This window comes from Shewanella sp. SG41-4 (genome assembly GCF_014164505.1).
GTDB lineage: Bacteria > Pseudomonadota > Gammaproteobacteria > Enterobacterales > Shewanellaceae > Shewanella.
The window spans coordinates 1-26,472 of sequence record NZ_JACJFI010000005.1 but is presented as its reverse complement, the minus strand read 5'-3'; the positions used below and the strand labels follow the sequence as shown (position 1 = coordinate 26,472).

The following is a 26,472-nucleotide window of genomic DNA, read 5'->3' as shown; positions in this document are numbered from 1 at the left end:
ATATCATTCTATAACGGTATCTGAGCATTCAATATGTTGAATGCTCAGATACCGATATGGAATGGTTTCTTCGATATCGTATTGATCATATTGTCAATTTAAATACCGGTTTGTTACTTCAGGGTAAAACTTAAATAGCCAAAACGTTTGGTGCATACAACAAACTAGTGCAATTTGATCAGTTACTTACTCTTGGTTTAGTTGCGTATATTGGTGTCGTTACATGTCTTGTAATAATACCAATGCACTATTACCGATAAGTTGCTCAACACATTTACGCCCAGCATCAGCAAAATGCTTAACTGCAGCCTCGGTGACAATATTAAGTGATTTGAGCATTTTCACGTTTTCGTCATTACTTCCACATAAACTGAAAAACAGTTGCAATACGGCTTTTCGCTCAGATTGCTGCATAATTTCAGCCCATGATTGCTCTAGTGCTGCTATCGAAGAAAAATCTAATCCTTCAATAAAAAACTGCCCAATACGTTGATCTAGACGCACTAAAAACTCTGTTTTACGCGGGAAGTGATGACTAATACCTGTTCGGCTGATACCAGTCGCGGCAGACAGCGTAGTATAAGACATAGCCTCAAAGCCAATAGTAAGGATTTGCTTGAAGGCTTCATCTAAAATTTGGTTAACGGTTAACTCAGTTTCAACTCGTGAACGCTTGGCCATAAACTTAGTCTCTCTAATTATTTTGGTGCAAGAGCTTACCAGACCAAACTAGAAAATTCTGCTAAGAATTCGCTATTTTACAACATCTTTAACCGTACAATATGCAGATAGCTAGGGTAAAACAGAACATTATCGCGATAACTATTTATTTACCCTTTAAAATCAAAGGTTATTAAAAATCATAATTTAATGTGCAGCAGAAGGTAACAAAAACAGGTAACAAAAATTTACATATTATTTTCAATAAAGAATTTATTTTTAAGCCAACGTTGTGATTCTGTCTTACCCATGAACCTTTCTAAAGTGGGTGACAACACTTCGATAAGATCTGATTGGCGCCAAAACATATACTTAGGCAAAGATTGAGCCGCGCTAAAAGTACGCTGAATTAAGCTAGAAAACTCTCCTAAGTCATGTGTCGACCAGGTCGGCATTAATGGATAAACCGCGGTTATAAAATCCTCATAGCGAGTAAACTGCTTTAATTGCTGGGCATCATAATGATTGAGTGCGACTTGAAGTTGAGGCGCACTCCAATGCGACAAATTAGCACTGTCGTTGATAAGCGCTAGATTTCGACGATGAAACTGTTGCCAGCCCAAATCGAGTTGCTGATAATGCTGCCCAATACGCCATAACAAATACAAATCCGCTAGCCACTCATGCTGATATTCAGTCAAAGATGAGGGTAAAATGCTGCCTTGCAGTGCAATGTTATATAAATGGCCAATTTCGTGCCACAAGGTTAATTGCATCTGGTTGGCTAATCGCAATTGATAAGTTGTAAAGCCGATAGCGCCACTCTGCTCAGCCATATTGTTAGCAGGATTAATAATGATAACCCCTGCTATTGTACGATGCTCCGCAACCAGCACCATCGCACTTTTACGCCCAACAGCGCGACGAATATTGGCAACTGAAAAAGCAGTTTGTTGTTGTAAAGACGAAGGGAGTAATGCAATACACCTTACCAGTGAAGATAAAGAGCAGACTAGCGCTTGTTTGGATGCTACTGGAGTAAAATAAGCTTGGCGAATGTCATCATTCACCAAGCCATCTTCAATCATAACCGCTGTCGTTTGGATCTGACTAGCAGTCACAGGTTGCGTCGAAATAACCTGGCCGGCATTAACAAAGTGACAAACCAATAACGGCGCGCAAGCAACGCTACAGCTTAATAATTTGAGTAATGACCGTTGCCAGTATCTAAGCATCAACTATTTTTGTGACATAATATTTTGAATAATGGCGGTAGTGGATACACCGTCCTCAAATCCAAGCACTTCAACCTTGCCACCTGCAGCCATCACTTCAGCACCACCAGCAATATCTTCCACTTTGTAATCGCCGCCTTTAACCAAAGAATCTGGCAATAATCGCGTAATAATACGTTGTGGGGTATCTTCTGTGAAAGGTACCACCCAGTCTACCGATGCTAGACCCGCTAAAACCGCCATACGGCGATCAACAGGATTAACCGGACGTCCAGGGCCTTTTAAGCGCGTCACCGAGCTATCATCATTTACAGCAACAATAAGACGGTCACCTAAGGCTTTGGCTTGTTGTAAATAGCTCACATGGCCGGCATGCAAAATATCAAAACAACCGTTGGTCATTACAATACGCTCACCGCGTAAACGCGCCTGATCCATCGCATAAACTAATTGATCTTCTGTCATTACGCCGAAACCAGACTCTCCATGGTTAAGAGCTAATGCTTGAATGAGTTCAATGCGGCTAACGGTTGAAGTACCTAGTTTACCCACAACCACACCCGCTGCTGTATTGGCAATCGCACAAGCTTGCGCTAATGTCGCCCCCGCAGCTATTGAGGTTGCTAAAGCAGAAATCACTGTATCACCCGCACCTGTAACATCGTGAACTTCACGCGCAACGGTTGGAATGTGCAATTCAGGTTGGTTTTGCGACACTAAGGTCATGCCCTTTTCTGAACGGGTCACTAAAATGGCTTCAAAGTCGTGCAACTTAATCAGTTTCTGAGCTTTTTCGATTAAATCATCTTCGCTGGTTACCGTACCGACAACGGCTTCAAATTCACTCATGTTTGGGGTGATTAATGAGGCGCCGTGATAACGAGCAAAATCATGTCCTTTAGGATCAACTAATACCTTTACCCCTTTGGCTCGCGCTTTAGCAATAAAGTCCTTAGGTTCATCAATGGCGCCTTTGGCATAATCAGACAATACCAATACATCGACATTGTCTAGAATCGCTTCGCTTTGCGCGAATAACGCTTGGCTAGTCGCTTTATCAAATTGTTCTTCAAAATCTAAGCGGATTAACTGTTGATTACGCGACAATACCCGTAATTTAGTAATCGTCGGCTTGTCTGCTACGGTTAACCATTGCGGTTCTACCCCAAACACTTTTACCCCTTGGGTTAATGCTTGTGCGGTTTCATCTTGACCGACTATGCCCGCTAACTGGACGTGTCCACCTAATGTTGCAATGTTTAATGCCACATTGGCGGCACCGCCGGGTCTATCTTCAATTTGATTAATTTTAACAACAGGTACTGGGGCTTCGGGTGAAATGCGTCCCGTAGGGCCTACCCAATAGCGATCTAACATCACATCGCCAATCACTAAAACGCGCGCATTTTCAAAAGCTGGGAGAGAAACCTTCATAGTGTATTCGCTGTCTTGTAAAAAATTAACCGTGATTGTACCTAATTTTCATCAAAATATGTGGTAGAATAACAAATAATTTTTGTGAACTAGACGAGTTGTCCGTGGTCGAGAAAGCCGAATTTTCTTCTAATTTATATCATCCTAAACATTGGCCTATGTGGTTTGGCGTCGGTTTAATGCGTTTAACCTTACTATTACCTCTGTCTTGGCAAATGAAAATAGGCCGTAGCATTGGTAGATTAGTGATGAAATTTGCAGGCGGAAGAACCCATACAGCTAAGCGCAATATCGATTTATGCTTTCCTGATATGAGTGATGCAGACAAGCAACACCTGCTTGAGCGTACTTTTGAAGAAACCGGTAAAGCGGTATTCGACACCATTAACGCATGGTGGTGGTCAAACGAACGCGTGCAACAACACATGACCATTAAAGGTACTGAGCATGTTAGTCAAAGCTTAGACAATGGCAAAGGGGTGATTTTATTTGCCGTGCATTGCTTACCGCTTGAAATGGGCGCGCGTATATTTGGCCAGTTTGCTCCTGGAATTGGAGTATATCGTCCCCATAACAATCCGGTGATGGAATACTTACAAGTCAAAGGCCGTTTACGTTCAAACAAAGGCTTAGTGCCTAAACGCGACGTACGCCAAATGATCCGCAGTTTGCGTAGCCCTGATGTTATTTGGTATACCGCCGATCAAGATTTTGGCCGTTCAAGCGCGGTGTTTATTCCCTTTTTTGGCGTACCCGATGCTGCCACTATTACTGGAGCAACTTCATTGGCGAGATTAGGTAAAGCCAATGTGGTGCCATTTTTTGTTGAACGTAATAGCGATGATAAAGGCTACACCCTTGAAATAATGCCGCCTTTAGAAAACTTTCCTGGTGATAATGAAACAGACGACGCCATTCGTGGTAACCAGATTGTTGAACAATTGATTAGCCGCAACAAGGAGCAATATATGTGGCTACATCGTCGTTTTAAAACCCGTCCAACAAAAGATACACCCTCGTTATATGACTAATTTTAGTTAATCGTATCGGGTTATTTCAATCATGAAAGTTACTGCAGATTAGTAAGAACGGATAAACACGCCCGTCAGTAATATTATTACTACGGAGTGTTAATTATATATTCAGCTAAATGTAAACAAAATCGAGACCGTAAGTGAGGTTGTTAGGTTTTGTTATGAGTAAACTCAAACTCTTGAGCAATATTGACTGCCTTAAATCCTGATGGATCTGACATTAAAGTTTTCGCCATAAAATCTGCCGCCATACCAAAAGGCTTTTTATTCACTTGGCGATTAAACTCAATACCTGCGCCCGTCTGGCTGATTAAATATTGATAAGCCAAACGGTTACACTCAATGACCCAATCAGCAGTTTCGCCAGCAGCTTCTGTCCTTGGCAAGCAACTTAACCCAATAGAGTTATCATTGTGTGTTATCGATAATTCGACTAAGTGGCCTAATTGAGCATCGTCAGCTTCAGCCAGCATGGAGACTATTCCACCTAGAGTGCAAACCAACAACGAACTTAACAATTTCATATTAACTCCTTTTAATACATACCTAGCGACGATCATTTAGATCAATAATATTCTTACCAACAATCAATTTACAAGTAGTCATTTACAAGTAATCATTTTACAAGCAATCATTTTACAAGCAGTCATTCTGTAAATACAGATAGATTACCAGCGAACACCATTAAATAAAATCACAAATCTCATCGAGCGACTTTTTTTCAGTAGCATGCTGTGGAATGGTGGCATCATCTGCAGGATACCCAGCAATAATGAGCATATACGGACGTTCATTATCATTGTCGCGCCCGCATACTTTGCTTAAAAAACTCATTGGTTTTGGTGTATGCGTTAATGTGCCAAGACCTGCATGATGTAATGCTTGAATTAAAAACCCAGTCGCAATCCCAACAGACTCATGTACATAATAATTACTCTTCTGCTCACCCGCAGCTTCAGTGCGCTTTTTACTGAACACTGCGATCAACCATGGCGCGTGTTCTAAATAAGGTTTATCAGCATTGGTGCCTAAAGGTTTTAATGCATCTAACCACTCTTCACCGGCGCGACCAGCATAAAACGCTTGCTCTAAGGCCTCTGCTTGTTGACGAATTTGCGCTTTTATCTGTGGGCTATTTATCGCCACAAAATGCCATGGTTGATGGTTAGCACCATTGGGTGCAGTGCCCGCCGCTAATATACACTGTTCAATAATGGCTTGCGGTACAGCGCGATCAGAAAATGCCCGTATTGAATGTCGTCGTTTAACTTGCTGATAATTATCTTGTGCCCGCTTGAGCATTTCATCTGGGGAATACTCAATAAAATCGGTTAGTGGTAAATGCGCTTGGCTCATAATCCATCCTAATTGTTGTTCTTATTTTCATTGTGGTTTTAAATTTTGTTTTGGCTGTTGTTGTGGTTGTTATTCTATTACCGAGTAAAAAATTATTTTTCAACAACCGTTATTTTTTTGTAATAGCCCTAAGCTAACAAACAGGATAATAATTGCTATTAAAATATTCTTATTGAAACCGTTCGGGCGACAGATTAGAGTCTAGTGAGTCGGTTTAGCTTTCTAAAGGGTTATATGATTGCAGCAATAATAGGTGCGACGGGGTTAGTGGGGAGTACCTTACTCACTCGCATCATTGAAAGTGAACATTATAGTAAAGTATTGGTTATTGGCCGTTCGGCACCTAATTTGGTCGAACATCAATTTGGTGCTGAAAAAGTGCACTTTATTTGCTGCCAACTTGACGAAGTACATGAGCTCACATTAGCCGAAAAAGTGGATCATGCGTTTTGCTGTTTAGGCACAACAATTAAACAAGCGGGCAGTGAAGAAGCTTTTATTCAAGTGGATAAATTAGCCGTATTAGCTTTTGCTAAACTCATCCAAGCTCAAGCAAATCCTTCGCTTAAATTTATGGTGGTGACCGCATTGGGCGCGGATGCTAAATCAACTGTGTTCTATAACCGGATCAAAGGCGAAGTAGAGCAAGAACTTAAGGCGCTATCTTTACCGGTACTCAATATTTTTCAACCGAGCTTATTATTAGGCCCGCGAGATAATAGCCGTTTTATGGAAGATATAGGCCAAATCCTTTTTGGTGGTTTATCGTTTTTATTTATCGGCCCGCTGCGTAAATATCAGCCCATTGATGCACACACGGTTGCAGAGTCGATGTACCTAGTGGCTTTAAAACCTCAGGTCGCTCCAACACATCAAATTATCACCAATGTCATGATGCATCGCTGTCATTATTAATACCAATCGTATTAGTTGTCAGCTCATGCAGCGGGAATTCAAATGACGTTAATCAAGATGAAGACTTAAAGGCATAGTTATTTTACGTCCAAAGGCCTCAACGCAGAGTAACGTGATTTGAAACCCGTCTTTCGCAAGCATCTAAAGCATTCCACTGCTTCGCTGCATTAACTCAAAAAGGAATAACGATTCCTATATTAATGCACCTTGAATTGAAAAGTTTGAGACGCTCTGAACTGATGAGATAATTAATCTGATTGGTATAAGACTTCACTCGACAAAAACACCCGGATATGACAAGTTAATGCACATGTGATGTTCGATGCTAACAAGGTAACACGAGTAATTATAACCATAACGTAAGGAGAACAAGAATGAGTGATGATAACGATTTAACGCTAAATGAAGTCTGTGAAATACTCGACAAAAGCCCTACTACGATTAAGCGTTATGCTCGCGAAAATTTACTGCTCACTGAACAAAATGGTAATGTGCTTAGTTTTAACAAAGCCGAAGTAATGCGTTATCTAGCATTTTCTGAACGTTAATATCGATTCTGAACGTTAATATCGAGTGAAACCTTATCTGATAAAAAATCCCCAAACCGTCAATGACAGTATGGGGATTTTTTTATTGATAATCTCTGTTCATATTCTTAGTTACTGGTTCTAAACCGCACTTTGACGAGCAAATATGAATGGCTGAACTAGAGCTAGCAAACATGAGATAACAAATGTTCAGCACAGCATTAGTCACCAAAATCATCTAGCAAAATATTTTCAGACTCTACACCTAAGCTTTCTAGCATGGCTATCACCGACGCATTCATGATCGGAGGACCACACATATAAAACTCACAGTCTTCCGGCGCTTTATGCTGTTTCAAGTAATTCTCATACAGCACGGTATGAATAAAGCCGGTATAACCCGTCCAGTTATCTTCTGGGAGTGGATCAGACAAAGCAACATGCCAAACAAAGTTGTCGTTTTCAGCGGCTAGTTGGTCAAAGTCTTGTTGATAGAACACTTCACGAGTTGAGCGAGCACCATACCAAAAACTCATTTTACGTTTGGTTTTAACACTTTTTAATTGGTTAAATATGTGCGATCGCATCGGTGCCATACCCGCACCACCACCAACAAACACCATTTCAGCATCGGTTTCTTTGACAAAAAACTCACCAAATGGTCCTGAAATCGTTACCTTATCACCGGCTTTTAAATTAAAAATATACGACGACATTTTGCCTGGTGGTAAACCAGCTTTAGGCGGCGTTGCAATACGCACGTTTAGCATAATAGTCCCCTTTTCATCAGGGTAGTTTGCCATTGAATAAGCACGTAATACGTCTTCATCAACGGTAGACACTAAATCGAATAAACCGTATTTAACCCAATCGCCACGATACTCTTCAGGAATATCAAAATCGGCATAACGAACTTTATGCGCAGGCGCCTCAATTTGAATGTAACCACCGGCTTTAAACAGCACATCTTCACCGTCGGGAATTTTTAATAACAACTCTTTAATAAATGTGGCTTGGTTATTATTTGAAATAACCTCACATTGCCATTTTTTAACCCCAAAAATTTCTTCATCAATTTCAAGTTCCATGTCGGTTCGCACGGTAACTTGGCATGCCAAACGGCAACCTTCTTTGGCTTCTTTTTTTGAAATATGATCAAGTTCAGTCGCTAAAATATCACCGCCACCGGCTTTCACTTTTACGCGACATTGGCCACACGTACCACCACCGCCACACGCTGATGGTATAAAAATATGTTGCCCAGACAAGGCGCCCAATAACTTATCACCAGCAGGAGTTTGCACGCTTTTGCTGGCGTCATCATTAATGCTAATAGTGACATCATTGGTGTTCACTAACTTACGTTTGGCAGCTAAAATCACCACCACTAGCAAACTTACCACTATGGTAAACATGCCAATACCTATTGCCATTTCCATTAAATAACCCTTCTCTTCAATGCGTTATAACGTAATGCCCGCAAATGACATAAAGCCCAGAGCCATTAAGCCGGTGGTGATAAAGGTAATCCCAATGCCTTGTAACCCATCAGGAATAGCATGAAACTTCATTCGTTCACGAAGTCCCGCTAATAACACAATCGCCATCGCCCAACCCACAGCAGAACCGGACGCAAATACCACAGACTCAGTAAAGTTATAGTCACGGTTAGCCATAAAAATGACCCCAGCAAAAATGGCACAGTTCACCGTTAATAACGGTAAAAAGATCCCTAATGACTGATATAACGTTGGAATATAACGGTCTAAAAACATTTCTAAGATTTGCACCAACGCAGCAATGACCCCAATAAAGGTAATCAACTGTAAATAGCTTAAATTCAGCTCAGGAAACCCAGCCCAAGCTAATGCGCCTGGCGCTAAGATATTGACGTAGATAATTTGGTTTAATGGCACAGCCAGCACCATTACCACAATCACCGCAATGCCTAAACCAAATGCAGTAGAGACCTTTTTCGACACGGCTAAAAAGGTGCACATGCCTAAGAAAAATGACAGCGCCATGTTGTCGATAAACGCCGCTTGGATAAATAAATTAATATAGTGTTCCATGCTGTTTCCTTATCCGCGCTTACGCTGAATGATTTTAATGACCCAAATCATCACGCCAATTAAAAAGAACGCGCTGGGTGGTAAAGTGAACATTTCATTAGCAAGATACCAACCGCCATTTTCAATAGTGGTAAATATGTTGTGACCAAATAAAGTACCACGCCCCAGTAGCTCACGAATAAACGCCACGCCCATTAAAATTAAGCCATAACCTAAGGCATTGCCCAAGGCATCAAATACGGCTAAGTGAGGAGGATGTTTCATCGCAAAGGCTTCTGCACGGCCCATAATGATACAGTTAGTGATGATCAAACTGACAAACACAGATAACTGTTTTGACAATTCATACGCCACGTCTTGTAACACCATATCGACAATAATCACCAACGAGGCAATCACCGTCATTTGCGCAATAATCCGCACACTATTAGGAATAAAATTGCGGATACTTGAGATAATCAAGTTAGAAAAGACCAACACAAAGGTCACGGCAAGTGTCATGACGAATGCGGTTTGCATCGAATTACTGACCGCTAAAGCCGAACACACACCTAAAACCTGCATTGCCACTGGATTATTGGCAAAAATGGGTGATGTCAGGATCTCGCGAGTTGAAGTGGTATTACTCATTTACTTACCCTCCGCAGCTAACGTGTGTAGATAGGTTTGATACCCTTCAACGCCAAACCAAAACTCAACTAAGCGTTGAATACCTACGCCCGTGCGCGTCGCACCACTCACACCATCGATGCCGTGAATGTCGCCGTCTTTAGCGCCGCCTTTAATAACCTTAATGGCAATTTTGCCTTTTTCATTAAACAGCTTTTTGCCTTTCCATAGTGCTAACCATTGTGGGTCGGTAACAAAGTCAGCAATACCAGGGGTTTCACCATGCTCATAAAACACGATGTTTTCGATAGTGTTTAAGTCTGGTTTTATCGCCATGTAACCGTAAATAATCGACCATAAGCCTTTGCCATAAATCGGCATAACAATGCTGGCAAGTTGACCATTGCTGTCATACACCTCAAAAATACGGATGTCGTTGGCCATAGTTTTAATTTTGGCGGTGTCTTTTTTCGGTTTAGAAGAGGTTTCTGGGTTAATTGATGCCATGCGCTCATCAAAATCAAGTAAATTGGCTTTTTCGGTCACCTTGCCTGTCGCCAAGTTAACCATCTTAGGTTTCACTCGTTGAGCAAATAACTCGCTAAAGTCACCTTTGCTGATATCGATATCCGCAGCCTTTAACACAAACTGCTGCACTTCTTCGCGCTTTTTAGCCAACTTGCGCTCTTTTAAAATCTCCACGGTACCTGTGATCATAAATGAACAAACTAGACTTAAAATGATAATAAAAACCATTGTTCCAGCGACGCTATCTTTCTTAAAGGCCATGACGTTTTAGTCTCCGTTTAATATTGGCGCGTGCGACTAAGTAGTCGAATAACGGTGCCCATAAATTAGTAAACAAAATTGCCAACATAATGCCCTCTGGCATTTTTGCATTCAGTAAACGAATAATAATGGTCATAAAACCAATCATAAAACCGAACGCAAATTTCGCCTTGCGGGTATATGACGCCGTCACCGGATCGGTGGCCATGAACATCATACCCAGTGCAAAACCACCGGTGACTAAATGCCATGTCCACGGCATTGCCGACATAGGATTTCTGCTAGAACCAAAATAGTTGAACAACAACACAGTAATGATCATTCCCAGCATGACACCGGCTACCACACGCCAATCAGCTACGCGGGTAAGCAGTAAAATACCCCCACCGATAAGAATGGCTAAGGTACTGGTTTCACCCACGGCACCAGGAGTAAAGCCTAAAAAGGCATTCCACCAAGAGCTGTCGCTTAACACGCTAAACCAACTCACATCGATAAAGCTGAGTTTTTTAGCTGCGGTAAGGGTTAGCGTAGTTGCACCAGAAAAGCCATCAACCGCAACAAACTGGCTTAATGACACTACTTCTGTTGGATAGGCAAAATAAATAAACGCATAGCCTGCTAAAGCAGGATTTAAAAAGTTGTAACCCATGCCACCAAACATCTCTTTGGCCACGACCACACCAAAGCTAAGGCCCAAAGCCACAATCCATAACGGCGTAGAGATAGGTAAAATCAGAGAGAACAATAACGCGGTGATGAAGAAACCTTCGTGCAGTTCTTGGCGGCGCACTTTGGCAAATACCACTTCCCACACCAAACTAACCACCAACGCAGTTAAGTAAAATGGCACATAAAAACTGGCGCCATAGGCGAACAAACTGATCAAACCTGCACTTTCTGTGAGTGGACCAAACAGCAAGTTATAAAAGGCTAGTTGCCATACATCCGGCTGTGTTGCCCCAGCAATAATGGCCATTTGAGCCTGCAGGCCAATGTTGTACATGCCCAATAACATAGCCGGAAATAAGCACATGCCCACAATGTGCATGGTGCGCTTAACATCAATCGCATCACGAATGTGCACATCGCCTTTGGTGCTGCGACCATTGGCTATCCACAATGAACGTAAATAGCTGCGCATCGAGTCGCCATGAGCATAATAGCTGTACTGTTTGCTGGGCTTTTTCTGTTGCTGACTCATTAACCTTCCCTCTCGATAATATCTAGGCAAGCACGGAGTTCTTTACCAAAGTCATACTTTCCTGGGCACACAAAAGTGCACAGCGCTAAATCTTCTTCATCCAGCTCTAATGCGCCAAGCAGTTGCGCCTCATCAGTATCGCGCACCACTAAATCACGCACTAAAAGAGTGGGTAAAATATCAAGCGGCATTACGCGGGCTAGTTGGCCAAACGCCATCATGGCGCGCGGCGAACCACCTGCATGAGTGGTGAAATCGAACAGTTTTTTAGTGCGGCTAAAACCTGATATCATGATGCCGGTAAGTGAGAATTTACTGCTATCGTGACGGATCCAAGGCAACAACTCTTGACGTTCATTTTCAGTCAATACGCTAATTTGATTATGGAACCGGCCAAGGAAGTCATAAACACCTGCGGCAGTGTGACCAGACAAAACGGAGCCTGACACAATACGTGAATGGCGATGGTTAATTTCATCAGTAAGCCATTCGCTGAGTTTTGCGCCCATTTGAGTACGCACTAATCGTGGCTTTAATACATTCGGGCCCGCTAACGACACAATACGATCGGTATACAGCTCACCAGTTAAAAACAGTTTGCCAAAGGCAATCACGTCTTGATAACCCACATGCCACACTTGGCGTTCAATACTGGCTGGTAACAAGTAATGAATATGAGTGCCAACTAATCCTGCTGGGTGCACGCCGTTAAAGCGCTGAACACTGACTTGCGATAAGTCGTACTCACTGTCCGTACCTACCAATAGCGAAGCACCATCGTCTTGACATAAATACACCTTTTCGGTGGTCAAAAACGTTAGGGCAAATAATCCAGCTTGAAAAGCCTGTGGTTGAGTCGCAATAATGACACGCGGGTCGGGCGCGAGAGGATTCGTGTCAATAGCAGTAACAAATATCCCTGCTGGGCTGACATCTAATTGGGGAACTCGAGAAAAAGGACGCGTTCGCAGTGCAGTCCATAAGCCACTGCGAACTAAACCGTCTTTAACGGCTTTATTTGATAGCGCATGAATATCCACTGATTCGAGAATCATTGCAGGCTCTTGCGTGGCATCACAATCAATCACTACCGACTGCAGTACACGGCGATCTCCGCGATTAATTGCGCTAACAACTCCGCTTGCTGGCGCGGTAAATAACACGCCAGGGGTTTTCTTGTCTTCAAATAGCGTTTGCCCTTTGACTACGCGATCACCTACTTCAACCGACATTGTTGGCTTTAAGCCGACATATTCTTCACCAATTAAGGCTACTTGGGTCGTTTTCGGTGCGCCATCTATTTGCTGCAGGGGCTCTCCAGCAATCGGGATATCAAGTCCGCGCTTAATAGTTATTACTGGATTGGTCACACCAGCCATCACATTCACCATCTAAAAATATTCGATAGTTAATGTTATATGTTTGCAACTACTAATATAGTAACTAAGATCACACTACGAGCGAGGACTGTAATTTTGAAACATAACCGAATGCAAGATTTGTGAAGCAGGTCAATTTATCGTCCCGAGATAAAACTATTTATGTAATTAATGTGTCAAAAGGGTTGTTACATTCCGGCAGTATTAGCGGTACATGTTATAACCAATTATCCATAAAAAAAGCCATGACTAGATTGATTAACAACCGCATATTTGGCTTGATTACCCATACCCGACAACAGCCATAACTGATGTTCTATCGCGCTAGGCTAAGAGTTTAATCCGCTAATGGCTTATTTTAATCCGCTATCTGTGGGATTAGTCGACCTTGTTGAAAAAGGTACACTGAATCCATTTGTTCTAACGCAGTCAAACGATGACTTATCATTAACAGGGTTTTATGCTCCGCAAAATCGAGCAACACGTTAAGGATTTCACGCTCGGTACGTTTATCTAATCCTTCAGTCGGTTCATCGAGCAATAACAAAGGAGCGTCACGCAATAATGCCCTTGCGACCCCAATTCTGCGCTGCTCACCACCCGATAATTGTCGGCCGCCCTCACCTATCCAACAATCTAATGGCTTATCACCCTGCAACAATGTTTGTAAACCAACCCGCTGTAACACTTCAATAAAACGATGATCATGAGCTTTTTTGACTTCGCTTTGCACAAAAGGTAACGCCAACGCTAAATTGTCACGTAGGGTGCCAGAAAACAGATAAACTCGTTGACTCACCACTGTCATCGCAGCACGAAGATTAACATCGCTGTAGGCACTTATTGGCTCGCCATCAAGCATAATAGACCCTTGTTGCGGCGCCCAGTCACGAGTAATCAGTCCCAATAAACTGGATTTTCCACAACCTGTGGGGCCTAAAATAGCCACTTTATCACCAGCGTTAAGTGTTAAGTCAACGCCTTGCAACACCGGAGAATGGCTGTGATAGCCAAAGTGAACACCACTGAGCTGTAAAGCACCGAGATTTACCTGTAACTGACTGTTAGGATTAAATTTAATGCTAGGTATTTGTTCGGTTATTTCAGTTACTCGTCGGGCGGCAAGTACCGTGCTAGATAAATGCTGAAAGGCTCCGGCAATTGGCATCATCATTTCAAGGCTGGCCATGGTGGCAAACACCATTAAGGCCATTAAAGGCCCTGGAGGCGTGGCATCTCCGACGCTTTGACCTGCTAAATACAACATAAACACTACTGCACTGCCATTGATTAATATCAATAATGCTTGGCTCAACCCAGTAATATTAGCCATGGTAGTTTGCTGACTAAATAAAGCCTGCTGTGATTTATCAAGTTGGGCTAAATAACGCTTATTGGCACCAAATAAACTTAATTCAGCTTGCCCCTGAATAACATCAAACAACTCGACTCGATATTGCCTTTGCGCTTGCATCAATGCTTGCCCAGGTGCCTTACCTAAGTAATAAAATACCAGCGGTAAAATAAACCAAGCCGCTAATAATAAAGCGCATAAACTCAAGGCTAAATGGTTATCAAACCAACCAAGAAACACCAACAATACGCCAATCATCATCAAAGATGCGGCCATTGGCGTAAGTAAGCGTAAGTAGAGGTGATCTAAGGTATCAATATCGGCGACTAAACGATTGAGCAAATCGCCTCTACGTAAACCTTGTAAGTTAGCCGCACTCAACGGCAGCAACTTATTCCATGCCCAAACACGCAGTTGAGTCAGCAATTTAAAGGTCGCTTCATGAGTTGCTAAGCGCTCACCGTAACGACTTGCCGTCCGAGCTATGGAGAAAAATCGAACGCCTCCTGCTGGAGTAAAAAAGTTGAACGTTTGGGCCGTCACCACGGCTAAGCCTGCTACCGCACTGGCAGATAAGAACCAGCCAGATAATGACAACAGACCAATACCGGTGAGTAACGTGGTAAATGTAAGCAATAAGCCGACTAACATCATCAGCCACTGGCGGCGGAACAAAGCAATAAACGGCCGTAATACCTGAATAATATTGCGCGGCGCGGCGTCAGCGGATTGCGACATCAGCACACCTCCGGTTGTTGATTCTGTTGTAGGTTTTGTTGTTGATTGAGCATTTGTGCCAATAATCCATCCGCCTGCTGTAACTCATTGACATGGCCTTGTTGCACCACCATTCCGCTGTCCATCACCAATACGTAATTCATATTGTGTAAATCATCTAACTTGTGGGTAACGGTTAATGCCGTTGTCGACTGCATAGCGCGGTGCAAAGAAGCCAACACCGACTGCTCGCTTTGAGCATCTAAACTCGCGGTGGGTTCATCTAATAAAAACAGCTTAGCGGGTTGTGCCAACGCACGTGCTAAAGCAAAACGTTGAGCCTGGCCCACTGATACACCTGCACTTTGATCGCTTATGACTAAATCAAGGCCTAACGGTTGCTGTTTTACAAACTCACTGATATCAGCTTGTTCTAGCAACGTCATGATCTGCTCATCGTTTAATTGCGGGTTGGCCAACGCAACATTTTCTCGCACCGTACCATGAAACAATTGTGGATCTTGTCCTAACCAAGCCAAATGTTGTCGCCATTGCGCCACATTAAGCTGTGATAACTCCTGACCATTAATGAGTAACGATCCCTGATAAGGTAAAAAACCCAGCAATGCATTGAGCAAACTGGTTTTTCCCGCGCCACTAGGGCCCACAATAGCCCAATGTTCACCAGCAGGTAATGTAAATGATATTGGCCCAGCTAAACGCTGACCATCTAAACTAAACACTTCAATCCCAATGGCTTGAATGCCTATGCTGTCGGCTGTGAACGCCATATCTGGTGATGTTGAATGGATTTTAGCAGGTGTATTAACTTGATAATCAAGCAGTTCAACCAGCGCCTCTGCAGCACCTATAGCTTGAGCTTTGGCGTGATAATGAGTGCCTAAGTCTCGTAGGGGTTGGTAAAATTCTGGCGCTAAAATCAACACAAACATGCCGGTAAATAAACTTACCTGTATGCCATAGTGACCAAAATCTAAATGGCCTAAGTAACTAAAGCCAAAGTACACCGCCAACACAGCAATCGATACCGCAGCAAAGAACTCTAATACCGCGGAACTCAGAAAGGCTAAACGTAATACCGACATCGTTCGGGTGCGAAAATCTTCTGAAGCATGTTCAATATTCACTAACTCCGCATCACCCCGATTAAATAGCTTTAACGTTTGCAGACCTTTTAGGCGATCCATAAAGTGGCCACTTAACCGCGACAACGCCTGCATATTTTTACGATTAGCATCTGCAGCACCCATCCCCACTAAAATCATAAATAGCGGAATCAATGGTGCCGTGGTCATCAAAATAATCCCAGCGGCCCAATTAAGCGGAAATACACAAGCTAATATCAGTAAAGGAATAAACCCTGCCAGCATCATCTGCGGTAAGTATTTAGCATAAAAGTCATGTAAATCTTCAACTTGCTCAAATACTAAGGTTGCCCATGCCCCAGCGGGTTTACCTTTAATAAATACTGGCCCCAATGCGACTAATTTCTTAAGCACTGCTTGGCGTATGTCTGTGCGTAATCGTTTGCCCGCCTCAAAGCTTATCCGTTCGCGCACTTGCGCTAACAAGGCTCGGATGAATAACAAGCCAATAAGAGCAAAGAATTGAAGGTTTAATGCGGCGGGGGCAAGGTTATCAATAATGACACCCTGTAAAATCTGGGCAATAAAAAAGGCCTGTGCGACGATTGCAATGCCGTTTAGCACGCCACATAACACCGATAGTTTGAGGAAAATACCACAAGAAGATTGTTGGCTTTTAAGCCACTTGGCTAATGACTTTTCTAACGACTTGTCCATGAAGCTCCGGCAGAGTTATCGATGACCACTTTAATCACGCAGTATCGCAGTACTGGCATCGAGTTAACACCTAAAACAGTGTAAATGTTATCTGATTCACATTTTGCTAATAAAGCCTTATTTAAAGATTAAATTTAGCCACTATCAGCTTGAAAATTATCAGATTCAATAAAGTACATAGCTTAACAATTGCGTTGTTTATCGCAACACAATATCACACTGATCAACACAAAAATGGTGAGCAACAAAATCAAGCTAATATGTGAAAAGCACCAAAAGGGAAGGAATAAGCGTAAAAGTTATTGACTATCTGCGGCACCAATTATTGGCCGGTACTCTCCCCGTATTTTACCAATACGTGCCAGAGTAACTTTAAGTCTTGTCTTTTTTTAGAATGCGCGCCACGTTCACTCCATGAAGCTGGTTGTTTTTGCAATTGATACGCCGCACGGCCAATAATTTCAGCATTAATCAACTCATTCTCTGCAAGACTTTTCGCCAAAATAGGCATCGCTGCACCACGAAAATCATCTGGTATTTGTGCCACATTAATCTGACGCCCTTGATGCCAATGCAACTCAATGTCGTACTCATGACACAGGGCGATTAATGAATCTCCAATGGCAGTACCTATATATGATGGATCAGCAACTAATATCGCAATATCTTGATCCAGCGACACATCACCGTGGATCTGGGCTTCAATATAATGATCTAGATTACCGCTAGGGGCCACATTGAAGCGACTACTAATATCATCGGTTAAATGCTGACTAAAATGTTCGATCAACTTACTCGGTTTAAGCCCAGAAATACCCAAAGCATATTGACGCTCAAAACTCTCACTGAGTAATGCCGCTAAAATCGCATCAAAACACTTTATAGTGCCCTTTTCTTTGGGCAATCGATAAGAGTCCATGTAGCTAAAGGTACATCGAGACAATATTTGAGGCTGAGTGATTAAATAACAACTGCCAAAGCGAGGAGCGGGGCCTAAAGGGCACAAACCTAAATCTAACGCACCATATTTAGGCCGATGCTTAATACCAGAATAGCTTTGACCGAATAATTGGTTTTCCCAATGGTCGCGAGAACCACCTAACTCGGGGGATAAATGACCATTAGAGACATGGGTTTCAAACTGGCTTTTATACACACCATCACGCAATAAACCATCAACGACGGTGAGGCCTCGATTATCAATTTGATCGGGATGAAAATGCAACGCGACTCGGCTATGTTGAGCGAGCTCACGCATAGCAAGCTGGAGAGATAAGGTTGAAATATTAGACATTAACAGCACATTTTTGATCACGGCATGAGCATGATCTCGCAGCTCATACGCCATTTTCTCAATATGTATTTGTGCCGTTAATTTCATCAGTAAGAGACACCTTAAGTTTAAGTAACCTCAGCTAAGTTGCTGAATATTTGTATAGAAAACGAGTCACCATTTTATTGTATGTAATAAGTCGACTTATAGCACTGATTCTGGTCCCAAGATTAACACGATTTCATTAAATCGCGGTATTTGGCGATCACAAACGATACATTTCCACCATTAAATAGCCGATTATTAATCACAATCACAGAGTATATATCGTTGCCTACTCAGGGATTTAATAGCACTCAAAGAGGTTTTCAGGTAAGCTTCACGGCCGCCGTTAATGGCTACCTTTTATTCAAAGCAACAATGCGTTGCCCAAAGAGATTTTTCTATGAGTTTTTCCTCACTTGGTCTGAATGCTGCTATTTTAAAAGCGGTTGAAAAACAAGGTTATGACACCCCATCTCCAATTCAAGCACAAGCAATTCCAGCTGTTTTAGCCGGTCAAGATGTTATGGCAGCAGCACAAACTGGGACAGGAAAAACAGCTGGTTTTACCCTGCCAATTTTAGAATTATTATCTAAAGGTGAACGAGCGCAACGTGGTCAAGTCCGTGCGTTAGTATTAACACCAACTCGTGAACTTGCCGCGCAAGTACAAGAAAGCGTCGCCACTTACGGCGTCAACTTACCGTTAAAATCAGCGGTAGTGTTTGGTGGTGTATCCATCGTGCCACAACTTGCTGCGCTCAGAAATGGTGTCGACATTTTAGTCGCAACGCCAGGTCGTTTACTCGACTTATGCCAGCAAAAAGCCATTAGCTTCAGCAAATTAGAAATTCTAGTGTTAGACGAAGCAGACCGCATGCTAGACATGGGTTTTATTCGCGACATAAAAAAAGTATTAGCATTACTACCCGCTAAGCGTCAAAACTTGATGTTTTCAGCAACATTCTCAGATGAAATTCGTGAACTTGCTAAAGGCTTAGTTAACAATCCGGTAGAGATTTCAGTTACGCCGCGTAACGCAACAGCAAACACTGTGACCCAGTGTGTGTATCCAGTAGATAAAACACGTAAATCAATGGCGCTAATCGAACTGATTAAAACCAATGATTGGAAACAGGTATTAGTGTTTTCTCGTACCAAACATGGTGCAAACCGTTTAGCGAAAAGCCTAGAAGCTGCAGGCATTAAAGCCGCTGCCATTCATGGTAATAAAAGCCAAACCGCACGTACTAAAGCATTAGCAGATTTTAAAGCGGGTGCTGTACAAGTTATGGTCGCAACTGATATTGCTGCGCGTGGTATCGACATCGATCAACTGCCATTTGTGGTTAACTTTGACTTACCAAACGTACCTGAAGATTATGTGCATCGTATTGGCCGTACCGGCCGTGCTGGTTCAACAGGTCAAGCGGTCTCATTAGTGGGTCTTGAAGAAGTTAAATTACTGCATGATATCGAGCGTTTAATCAATCGTGTTATTGAACGTAAGCAACTTGCTGGTTTTGAAGCACCATTTACTATCCCAGAAGCGAGTAGCAGATCTGGCGGTGCTGGCGCTAAAAAGCCAAACCCGAACCGCAGTAAACATGCTCAACAGCATGCAAATGATGGCGCTCAAGGTGATAAACCAGCACGTAAATTCGATTCTCGCCAGCAAACTCGTAGTCACGATAAGCCTGCAGATCCTAAAGCTGAAGCAAGAGCGAATGGTAATAAACCACCACAACGTAATCGCCCACCACGTCGCAGTGGTACAGCACCTGTAGTTTCAAGCAATAGCAGTAATCCTTATGCCAACGCTAAAGTTAAAAGTTAACTAGCGATAGAGCATAAAAAAGCCGGTGAACATTGTTCACCGGCTTTTTTATTATTGAGGCATAACCTAATCTACTGTATGTCAATCTACTGCAAATCAATCTACTGCAACCCTAGAGGCTAAAGACTCAATTACATAAACCAAGCACGATAGCTACGACCTTTTAACTTACCTTTACTAATGATATTCATCGCTTGTTTAGACACATTACTTTTTACGGCAAAGTAAGCGCGAAAATCAGTCACTTTAATTTTACCAATATCGTTAAAATCTAAACCATTGCCACCCGTTAATGCACCAACAATGTCACCTGGACGGATTTTTTGCTTTTTACCCGCCTCAATCTGAATCGTGATCATTTCAGCAGCAAGCGGTTGTTTGTTTAGCGCACTCATTGGCGGTAAAGGCTCACTCACTACATCTTTGTTCATGGCTTCTTCAATCATCGCCATTTTGTAACCGTCTTCTTCACCAAAGAAAGTATATGCGGCTCCAGAACTGCCAGCACGGCCAGTACGACCAATTCGGTGAATATGCACTTCAGTATCGTAAGCAATATGATAGTTAAATACCGCATCTAACTCATCAATATCCAAACCACGTGCTGCAACGTCTGTGGCAACCAAAATACGCGCACTACGATTAGCAAACTGCAATAACATTTGATCGCGATCGCGTTGCTCTAAATCACCATGTAACGCTAGTACGCTAAAGCCAAACTCATGCAATGAGTCAGCCACTTGTTGGGTTTCACGCTTGGTATTACAAAACACCACAGCGCTTTCAGGCTGCTTATCTAATAACAATAAACGCAATGCTTCAAGACGGCCTTGGTTATCTTCGATACGGTAAAAATGTTGATCGATAGTGAGGTTATCGTGCTTAGCTTCAACTTTAACCATTACCGGTTTATACAGAATTTGATCGGCAATCGCTTGGATCTGATCAGGGAACGTAGCACTAAACAGTAACGTTTGACGTTCACGAGGTGCTGCGGCAATAATTTGGTCAATGTGCTGCTGGAAGCCCATTTCTAACATGCGATCGGCTTCATCTAAAATCAGCATGTCCATGTTACTTAAATCTAAACGGTTGCGATCTAAATGATCAACAATACGGCCAGGGGTACCGACAATAATGTGTGCACCGTGCTCTAATGAACCAACTTGCGGTCCCATTGGTACGCCGCCACAAAGTGTTAATACTTTAACGTTATGAATTCCACGGGCTAAGGTACGAATATCTTTCGCTACTTGGTCGGCTAACTCACGCGTTGGACATAGCACCATAGTTTGAATGCGAAAACGTTTTACATCCAGTTTATTGAGCAAACCTAAACCAAAGGCAGCCGTTTTACCAGACCCCGTCATCGCTTGGCCGATAACATCTTCACCGGCCAAAATAGGCGGTAAGCTTTCAGCTTGGATCTGAGTCATCGATTCAAAACCCATAGTTTGGAGGTTTTCAAGCAATTCAGGTTTTAATTTAAGTGATGTAAAAGCCGTGTTAACGACCGGTTCTGTAGACTGACTCAAGGCAAATATCCTCTGATATCGAAAGGTAAAAAGCAGGCAAAAGCTGCAAAAATATATACCAATGCCATTACATAAATGAGCCAATAACGTGCAAAATTATCATTAAATAGCGGAACAAAATTAGCATATACAATGATGTTATATGAAAAATGCTTACCGATATTTGCGAACGATTTATCTTGCCAGAAGGAACACATAATAAATAAGATTGGTGTGAGCAAAGGTCTTAAAACAAACCTAAGCCAGATGTCAGCTATTGTAGCAATTTTATTCGCAGTTCGCTGACAAATATTTATCGATTATTCAGCTTATTTTGAAGGAAATACTAGGCAATTTGACCAAAGTGACCTTGCTGATAATCGCGTACAGCTTGCTCTATCTCTGCCTGGGTATTCATAACAAACGGCCCCATGTGAACAATTTTTTCGTTAATCGGCTTGCCCGCTAATATTAATAACCCAGCACCTGTCGCTTCAGTTTGAAAATGACATACTTCTAGCGCATCTAAAACTAAAAACTGCCCTACTCCTGCTGTTTCTCGCAAACCTTGAGCATCAATATAGTTAAGCTCACCTTGATATACATAAGCACATACTGTTTGGTGCTCTGCAAGGTTTAGCGTCCCATGACCATATTCAGTTAACGTTAAATCGGCAATAGCACCATGACCCGCTAAACCCTGAATCGTTGAGGTAATCTTATGTGGTTCATGATTAAAACCCCAACGCCCCGCTAAGGCAACAAGTGTTGCACCGTTTTCATTCTCTATACTTGGGTTAGTCTGTTTACTGGTATCTTGATAAATCGGCGGACGCATTTTGTGTTTTGCTGGCATATTGAGCCAAATTTGAAACCCATGCAGCCCTTCTTTGGCATCTGCTAATGGCATTTCAGAATGCACCACGCCACTGCCTGTACTCATCCATTGCACGTCACCAGCACGAATAGGTTTAACATTACCCATTTGATCGCGATGCTCAAAACCGCCTTTACGAATATAAGTAAAGGTTTCTACTCCTCTATGCGGATGCGGCGGAAAACCACCAATAAAATCTTGCTCATCATCAGACTTAATCTCATCGATCATTAAATAGGGATCAAAACGAAGCTTATCAAAGTCGGCAACACGATTGATGTTCACACCATCACCGTCCATTGCGGGTAAGGCGCTAAAACGCTGTAATACTTTCATAAAAATCTCAGTCGTGAAAAACAATCGTTTAATAATAGCAGGCTATTAACGAAGTAAATATTGCATAATAGTGTGATTTTCTTTCGATAAAATCGACCAATTGAAAGGGATTATGTCTTTTACTCAAGCAAGATACATTTATCCACATCAATTAATGAACTTTACCATCTGTTAACAATCAAAAAAAGACTGATAATACTGCGATAAAGTGATTGATATATATGGAAGTCATAACTGTTGGCAGGGAGCCACTACACTCTCGAGCTTCAATGCACTCCCCTGAAGAAATATATTGGCTTAAGCCTGTATTAACGGCTTTATTCATCCATGTTTTATTGATTTATGTGTTGATTGCGTTTTGGTACCAAGACGCGACGCAACGAATGTCAGCTTTAGTGGTTAAACCTTCGACAACCGCAATAAAAAGCTATCTCATGACTTCGGCGCAATACCAGTCAATGACCCAAACAAGTTTATCACCCAAGCTTAATGACATAGAAAATGCCCAACCCGTACAGAGTAAACCACCCATTGTTGATATAAATGCTGATATAGATGTTGATGTTGAAATTGATAAAATTGATGAAATTGATGTTGATATTGAAATTGACGAGAGCCCATCAACGACCATAAAGACGACAGAGACGCAGACCTCCTTAAATGAAAACAACACCCTCGATAACGTGATGCCATCAAACAATAAGCCCAACAACATACAATCGACTGCGAGTGCAAAAATACCTAATGCATTGCCTAATCAAATAAAACCAGACACGACCACTGACGTAAACAAATCCGCGCCTTCATTCGCGTCAATACAACAAGCCACTAGTCATTTTATACAGCAAAATAATATTGCAGCATTAGACACTCTCATAGGCTCACAAACAGCATTACAAAATAAGCCGACAGGCACCATGAGTGAAATGGACTCTAACCTTGATTTTATAGAACTCGCACCAGAAATTGATATCAGCCAACCGCATACTTTTAATCATAGGCTAGACCCTAACAGAATCGTAAAGCAGGGTGATTACTGTTACCGAGTAGTTGAATTGCCAACTCAAGTGAATCCACACGGATGGGGACTCGGATTTGCAACATTTTGTGGCGAAGACCAAGTCAAAAAACAATTAACAGAAGCAATTCGCAAAAGAGTCAACGCCGTAAAATGAGTGACTGAATTGGCATGGTCATATCAACATCTGGCATCACTATCCTAGTCAATGATAAATAAGCCGCTAATACCGCAAATACAATACCCAAAGCCCTTTCCTTATGATGATTCCTGACTAGGACCTAAGATGCCACACATGGCCAATCTATCTTTATCAATAAAATATAAATGAATAAACAGCTATGGGCACTAAGCTATTGCATGAGTGCATTCATGACAGGCATAAAATGAAGCCCACCAGCCACAAACATGACTCGTTCATTATTATCGATCGCGGTTTTCACCTTGTTAATGGCGCTATTATCCCTAAACTCATTTACACGATCTTTAATCGCTTTAAGCGTTGTAAATTCAGAGGTGCTGAGTTGTTGGTCAAAAATAGTTGCCGATGAAAACTCAACCCACGATACAGATTTCCCCACCATGGTTGATAACATAATGTCTAACTCAACAATTGAATTTGGCTTAACATTTAGGTGATATTCTGTTGCAGGAAAACCAGATTGTCCGAGCAGATTAGACATCTTACTTTTCGCGTCGGCAAGACTAGCATTACTGAGCAACTGTGGTGCTTGTCTTAATAAATAAAATACCTTTAGGCTTTCATCATCAAACTTCTCTAATACAAATTTAGCTTCACTTAGGCTATCGCCTTCCCAAGTTGTTACTTTGACATGATGCTGCTTAGCTAAAAACTGTAAAAAGCCCATTTCACCACAGCACTTAATCGCTTCAGTTTTAGACATTTTATCAGGCCAATAACCACCTTCTAACAACACTAAAGTAGGATTAAGCTCATTAAAAAGGCGTTCTATATCGACAAGTTGAAGATCATTAACATCGTTTGTATGTGTAGTGCCAATAATCATATAGCCACGGTCTAATGAACGTAACAATGACAAATTAGATGTAGGTTTATATCTGTCATTCGCTTGAACATTCAAACACACACCTAACACCAATAATGTCACAACTTTTATCATTTTTTTCATTGTATTACTTCCCTGTATATCCAGATATAACTGACGCTTTCCTTTGATAATTAACATGAAATAAAGGATTATCAACACAGTTAATAACCAGCTTAACTGTCGATAAAAATCGCCAGTATTATGCTAACTATTATCAAGTTTTAACCCTTACTCAAAGCAATTGAATGCTACAAGCTATTGCACGCACACGCTTTTTCACCGCTCTTTTGAATCCACTCTTCGTATTGTCCATCAGGACATTGATTTTTTATGGTTTTGCATCGAGCGCCATTACGTGAGTATTCGCCACCAATAACTTTCTCGATGAACTCATCGTTAACCTGAGCACTAAAATCTTGTGAAGAACAACCAAGTAAGAGTGCGATGATGACAATTGATAAGTATTTCATGTAATGTCCTTTTGCATTTTATACCGAAAACTGACGCAAAAAAACGGCACTTAAAAGCATCACAAAGTGAGCGAAAAATAAGTGCACATAATGATTTTTATGGTTTATGGTTTATGGTAAGTGTATTTTATTGATAGAAGTTAACTTTCAGCGTTGACTTTATTAGCGTATTTACCAATAACTTTACCCGTAGTAGCCCACACTATAACGCCGCCCCACGCAATAAAAGAAAAACCTGCTGGGATACACGCTAACAGAATATATTTAAAGTGTTTTCGATTAAAAAATAATGCCAAAATCGCAGGAAGAAACCAAAGAGTCAGCCCCCCAATAACTAACACCACTAAAAAAGCATAATTCTCATTTGCCACTATTTCATTTATAAATTCCATTTATTACGTTCTCCCAAATTGATAAGTGCAACGGATTATACTAAAACATAAAGCCTAAATAACAAGCTAAAAGTCATCGTATGATAAAAAATGTCTTATTTACACAAATCATCATTTTTAGTTGAAACATTATTGACACTATTATTGTCGTTTCTGTGCTGGCTGTTAGTCTAGTGGTAATCCCCCCTAAAAATAGTAGACACTTCTCATGCCGATTTCACTTGTACTAATTAAACTATGGCTTACGTCCACTACGCCTGTTTAGTACTCATTGCTTATTCGGACACCAACCATTACAAATCACTTAACCAGCTGATTTAAAAATAATATCTAGCTTTACTTTCTATTAATCATCAAACAAAAAACCATAAACCCAAAGCGATACTCGGCCAAAAGAATACCATAACGGCATACAAAGAAGGCTGTAGCACACAAGCTAACACAGTTGATAAACAGCACTTATTTAAGCCATTGATCTGCGCATTCGCGATGTACAGTGTATTGATGTTGATTGATTGATTGATTGATTGATTGA

25 protein-coding genes are annotated in these 26,472 nt (G+C 41.7%); 5 read left to right on the top strand and 20 right to left on the bottom strand.

Annotation, left to right across the window (positions count from 1 at the left end):
• Window positions 1-219: 219 nt before the first annotated feature.
• The 3 genes from H5202_RS01315 to hldE all read right to left on the bottom strand — a co-directional run bounded on the left by H5202_RS01315 (window position 220) and on the right by hldE (window position 3,329).
• On the bottom strand, window positions 220-681 hold the full coding sequence (locus H5202_RS01315; protein WP_182770259.1) for a TetR/AcrR family transcriptional regulator: 462 nt from the start codon (window positions 679-681) through the stop codon (window positions 220-222).
• Window positions 682-908: 227 nt separating this feature from the next.
• On the bottom strand, window positions 909-1,895 hold the full coding sequence (locus H5202_RS01310; protein ID WP_182770257.1) for a hypothetical protein: 987 nt from the start codon (window positions 1,893-1,895) through the stop codon (window positions 909-911).
• A gap of 3 nt (window positions 1,896-1,898) precedes the next feature.
• A complete protein-coding gene (gene hldE / locus H5202_RS01305) occupies window positions 1,899-3,329 on the bottom strand; it encodes a bifunctional D-glycero-beta-D-manno-heptose-7-phosphate kinase/D-glycero-beta-D-manno-heptose 1-phosphate adenylyltransferase HldE (protein WP_182770255.1) in 1,431 nt (476 codons plus the stop codon).
• Between the two features lie 104 nt (window positions 3,330-3,433).
• On the opposite strand from hldE, the gene H5202_RS01300 reads away from it, so the two are divergent.
• Window positions 3,434-4,360 (top strand): LpxL/LpxP family Kdo(2)-lipid IV(A) lauroyl/palmitoleoyl acyltransferase, encoded by a 927-nt coding sequence (locus tag H5202_RS01300; RefSeq protein WP_182770253.1) that lies wholly within the window; start codon window positions 3,434-3,436, stop codon window positions 4,358-4,360.
• 152 nt (window positions 4,361-4,512) lie between these two features.
• Here H5202_RS01300 and H5202_RS01295 read toward each other — a convergent pair whose 3' ends face one another.
• Together H5202_RS01295 and H5202_RS01290 are read right to left on the bottom strand one after the other, a co-directional pair.
• Window positions 4,513-4,887, bottom strand: a complete 375-nt coding sequence (locus H5202_RS01295) for a hypothetical protein (RefSeq protein ID WP_182770252.1) — start codon at window positions 4,885-4,887, stop codon at window positions 4,513-4,515.
• 160 nt (window positions 4,888-5,047) lie between these two features.
• Entirely contained in the window at window positions 5,048-5,719 is a 672-nt protein-coding gene (locus H5202_RS01290) for a nitroreductase family protein (RefSeq protein WP_182770250.1), read from the bottom strand.
• A gap of 234 nt (window positions 5,720-5,953) precedes the next feature.
• Between H5202_RS01290 and H5202_RS01285 the strand changes: the two genes are divergently transcribed.
• Both H5202_RS01285 and H5202_RS01280 read left to right on the top strand, forming a co-directional pair.
• Complete coding sequence (locus tag H5202_RS01285; RefSeq protein ID WP_182770248.1) at window positions 5,954-6,634, top strand: nucleoside-diphosphate sugar epimerase; 681 nt, start codon at window positions 5,954-5,956, stop codon at window positions 6,632-6,634.
• A gap of 374 nt (window positions 6,635-7,008) precedes the next feature.
• The gene (locus H5202_RS01280; protein ID WP_182770246.1) at window positions 7,009-7,182 is read left to right on the top strand and encodes a helix-turn-helix domain-containing protein; all 174 of its coding nucleotides are present in this window, start codon (window positions 7,009-7,011) and stop codon (window positions 7,180-7,182) included.
• Window positions 7,183-7,382: 200 nt separating this feature from the next.
• Here the strand turns inward: H5202_RS01280 and nqrF are convergent, their stop codons facing one another.
• From nqrF to H5202_RS01235, 9 genes are all read right to left on the bottom strand, one after another.
• Window positions 7,383-8,600, bottom strand: coding sequence for an NADH:ubiquinone reductase (Na(+)-transporting) subunit F (gene nqrF, locus H5202_RS01275; RefSeq protein WP_011638645.1), 1,218 nt, complete (start codon window positions 8,598-8,600; stop codon window positions 7,383-7,385).
• A gap of 24 nt (window positions 8,601-8,624) precedes the next feature.
• Window positions 8,625-9,233 (bottom strand): NADH:ubiquinone reductase (Na(+)-transporting) subunit E, encoded by a 609-nt coding sequence (gene nqrE / locus H5202_RS01270; protein WP_011638646.1) that lies wholly within the window; start codon window positions 9,231-9,233, stop codon window positions 8,625-8,627.
• Between the two features lie 9 nt (window positions 9,234-9,242).
• The gene (locus H5202_RS01265; RefSeq protein ID WP_182770244.1) at window positions 9,243-9,863 is read right to left on the bottom strand and encodes an NADH:ubiquinone reductase (Na(+)-transporting) subunit D; all 621 of its coding nucleotides are present in this window, start codon (window positions 9,861-9,863) and stop codon (window positions 9,243-9,245) included.
• A complete protein-coding gene (locus H5202_RS01260) occupies window positions 9,864-10,631 on the bottom strand; it encodes a Na(+)-translocating NADH-quinone reductase subunit C (protein ID WP_182770242.1) in 768 nt (255 codons plus the stop codon).
• Window positions 10,621-11,835: an NADH:ubiquinone reductase (Na(+)-transporting) subunit B gene (locus H5202_RS01255; RefSeq protein ID WP_182770240.1), complete on the bottom strand. Its 1,215-nt coding sequence runs from the start codon at window positions 11,833-11,835 to the stop codon at window positions 10,621-10,623. The genes H5202_RS01260 and H5202_RS01255 overlap by 11 nt, the downstream gene beginning before the upstream one ends.
• Entirely contained in the window at window positions 11,835-13,214 is a 1,380-nt protein-coding gene (locus tag H5202_RS01250) for a Na(+)-translocating NADH-quinone reductase subunit A (RefSeq protein ID WP_182770238.1), read from the bottom strand. The genes H5202_RS01255 and H5202_RS01250 overlap by 1 nt, the downstream gene beginning before the upstream one ends.
• A gap of 358 nt (window positions 13,215-13,572) precedes the next feature.
• Entirely contained in the window at window positions 13,573-15,270 is a 1,698-nt protein-coding gene (gene cydC, locus H5202_RS01245; RefSeq protein WP_182770302.1) for a heme ABC transporter ATP-binding protein/permease CydC, read from the bottom strand.
• Window positions 15,271-15,305: 35 nt separating this feature from the next.
• Entirely contained in the window at window positions 15,306-17,108 is a 1,803-nt protein-coding gene (gene cydD / locus H5202_RS01240; protein ID WP_182770236.1) for a heme ABC transporter permease/ATP-binding protein CydD, read from the bottom strand.
• Between the two features lie 322 nt (window positions 17,109-17,430).
• Window positions 17,431-18,489, bottom strand: a complete 1,059-nt coding sequence (locus H5202_RS01235; protein ID WP_182770234.1) for a DUF3626 domain-containing protein — start codon at window positions 18,487-18,489, stop codon at window positions 17,431-17,433.
• A 337-nt stretch (window positions 18,490-18,826) separates the two neighbouring features.
• Here H5202_RS01235 and H5202_RS01230 point away from each other — a divergent pair, with 337 nt between their 5' ends.
• Window positions 18,827-20,260 carry a DEAD/DEAH box helicase gene (locus tag H5202_RS01230; protein ID WP_182770232.1) on the top strand — a complete coding sequence of 478 codons (1,434 nt, stop codon included), beginning with the start codon at window positions 18,827-18,829 and terminating at the stop codon, window positions 20,258-20,260.
• A 131-nt stretch (window positions 20,261-20,391) separates the two neighbouring features.
• Here H5202_RS01230 and dbpA read toward each other — a convergent pair whose 3' ends face one another.
• The gene (gene dbpA / locus H5202_RS01225; RefSeq protein WP_182770230.1) at window positions 20,392-21,795 is read right to left on the bottom strand and encodes an ATP-dependent RNA helicase DbpA; all 1,404 of its coding nucleotides are present in this window, start codon (window positions 21,793-21,795) and stop codon (window positions 20,392-20,394) included.
• A gap of 325 nt (window positions 21,796-22,120) precedes the next feature.
• Window positions 22,121-22,987, bottom strand: a complete 867-nt coding sequence (locus H5202_RS01220; protein ID WP_182770229.1) for a pirin family protein — start codon at window positions 22,985-22,987, stop codon at window positions 22,121-22,123.
• Window positions 22,988-23,256: 269 nt separating this feature from the next.
• Here H5202_RS01220 and H5202_RS01215 point away from each other — a divergent pair, with 269 nt between their 5' ends.
• A complete protein-coding gene (locus H5202_RS01215) occupies window positions 23,257-24,162 on the top strand; it encodes a hypothetical protein (protein WP_182770227.1) in 906 nt (301 codons plus the stop codon).
• A gap of 196 nt (window positions 24,163-24,358) precedes the next feature.
• On the opposite strand, the gene H5202_RS01210 is transcribed toward H5202_RS01215, so the two are convergent.
• The 4 genes from H5202_RS01210 to H5202_RS23910 all read right to left on the bottom strand — a co-directional run.
• Window positions 24,359-25,156: a hypothetical protein gene (locus H5202_RS01210; RefSeq protein ID WP_182770225.1), complete on the bottom strand. Its 798-nt coding sequence runs from the start codon at window positions 25,154-25,156 to the stop codon at window positions 24,359-24,361.
• A 167-nt stretch (window positions 25,157-25,323) separates the two neighbouring features.
• Window positions 25,324-25,545: a hypothetical protein gene (locus H5202_RS01205; protein WP_182770224.1), complete on the bottom strand. Its 222-nt coding sequence runs from the start codon at window positions 25,543-25,545 to the stop codon at window positions 25,324-25,326.
• Window positions 25,546-25,685: 140 nt separating this feature from the next.
• On the bottom strand, window positions 25,686-25,937 hold the full coding sequence (locus tag H5202_RS01200) for a superinfection immunity protein (RefSeq protein ID WP_182770222.1): 252 nt from the start codon (window positions 25,935-25,937) through the stop codon (window positions 25,686-25,688).
• Window positions 25,938-26,290: 353 nt separating this feature from the next.
• A partial coding sequence (locus H5202_RS23910) for a hypothetical protein (protein WP_220493733.1) occupies window positions 26,291-26,472 on the bottom strand: 182 nt, incomplete at its 5' end.

Excerpts from the sequence above, each read along its gene's own strand:
- H5202_RS01260 (WP_182770242.1), bottom strand. The coding sequence starts at position 10,631 with ATGGCCTTTAAGAAAGATAGCGTCGCTGGAACAATGGTTTTTATTATC.
- H5202_RS01200 (WP_182770222.1), bottom strand. The coding sequence starts at position 25,937 with ATGGAATTTATAAATGAAATAGTGGCAAATGAGAATTATGCTTTTTTA.
- H5202_RS01220 (WP_182770229.1), bottom strand. The coding sequence starts at position 22,987 with ATGAAAGTATTACAGCGTTTTAGCGCCTTACCCGCAATGGACGGTGAT.
- nqrF (WP_011638645.1), bottom strand. The coding sequence starts at position 8,600 with ATGGAAATGGCAATAGGTATTGGCATGTTTACCATAGTGGTAAGTTTG.
- H5202_RS01250 (WP_182770238.1), bottom strand. The coding sequence starts at position 13,214 with ATGGCTGGTGTGACCAATCCAGTAATAACTATTAAGCGCGGACTTGAT.
- H5202_RS01310 (WP_182770257.1), bottom strand. The coding sequence starts at position 1,895 with ATGCTTAGATACTGGCAACGGTCATTACTCAAATTATTAAGCTGTAGC.
- cydD (WP_182770236.1), bottom strand. The coding sequence starts at position 17,108 with ATGGACAAGTCGTTAGAAAAGTCATTAGCCAAGTGGCTTAAAAGCCAA.
- H5202_RS01285 (WP_182770248.1), top strand. The coding sequence starts at position 5,954 with ATGATTGCAGCAATAATAGGTGCGACGGGGTTAGTGGGGAGTACCTTA.
- H5202_RS01265 (WP_182770244.1), bottom strand. The coding sequence starts at position 9,863 with ATGAGTAATACCACTTCAACTCGCGAGATCCTGACATCACCCATTTTT.
- H5202_RS01315 (WP_182770259.1), bottom strand. The coding sequence starts at position 681 with ATGGCCAAGCGTTCACGAGTTGAAACTGAGTTAACCGTTAACCAAATT.
- H5202_RS01290 (WP_182770250.1), bottom strand. The coding sequence starts at position 5,719 with ATGAGCCAAGCGCATTTACCACTAACCGATTTTATTGAGTATTCCCCA.
- hldE (WP_182770255.1), bottom strand. The coding sequence starts at position 3,329 with ATGAAGGTTTCTCTCCCAGCTTTTGAAAATGCGCGCGTTTTAGTGATT.
- H5202_RS01210 (WP_182770225.1), bottom strand. The coding sequence starts at position 25,156 with ATGAAAAAAATGATAAAAGTTGTGACATTATTGGTGTTAGGTGTGTGT.
- nqrE (WP_011638646.1), bottom strand. The coding sequence starts at position 9,233 with ATGGAACACTATATTAATTTATTTATCCAAGCGGCGTTTATCGACAAC.
- H5202_RS01255 (WP_182770240.1), bottom strand. The coding sequence starts at position 11,835 with ATGAGTCAGCAACAGAAAAAGCCCAGCAAACAGTACAGCTATTATGCT.
- H5202_RS01235 (WP_182770234.1), bottom strand. The coding sequence starts at position 18,489 with ATGAAATTAACGGCACAAATACATATTGAGAAAATGGCGTATGAGCTG.
- H5202_RS01295 (WP_182770252.1), bottom strand. The coding sequence starts at position 4,887 with ATGAAATTGTTAAGTTCGTTGTTGGTTTGCACTCTAGGTGGAATAGTC.
- H5202_RS01205 (WP_182770224.1), bottom strand. The coding sequence starts at position 25,545 with ATGAAATACTTATCAATTGTCATCATCGCACTCTTACTTGGTTGTTCT.
- H5202_RS01280 (WP_182770246.1), top strand. The coding sequence starts at position 7,009 with ATGAGTGATGATAACGATTTAACGCTAAATGAAGTCTGTGAAATACTC.
- H5202_RS01230 (WP_182770232.1), top strand. The coding sequence starts at position 18,827 with ATGAGTTTTTCCTCACTTGGTCTGAATGCTGCTATTTTAAAAGCGGTT.
- H5202_RS01215 (WP_182770227.1), top strand. The coding sequence starts at position 23,257 with ATGCACTCCCCTGAAGAAATATATTGGCTTAAGCCTGTATTAACGGCT.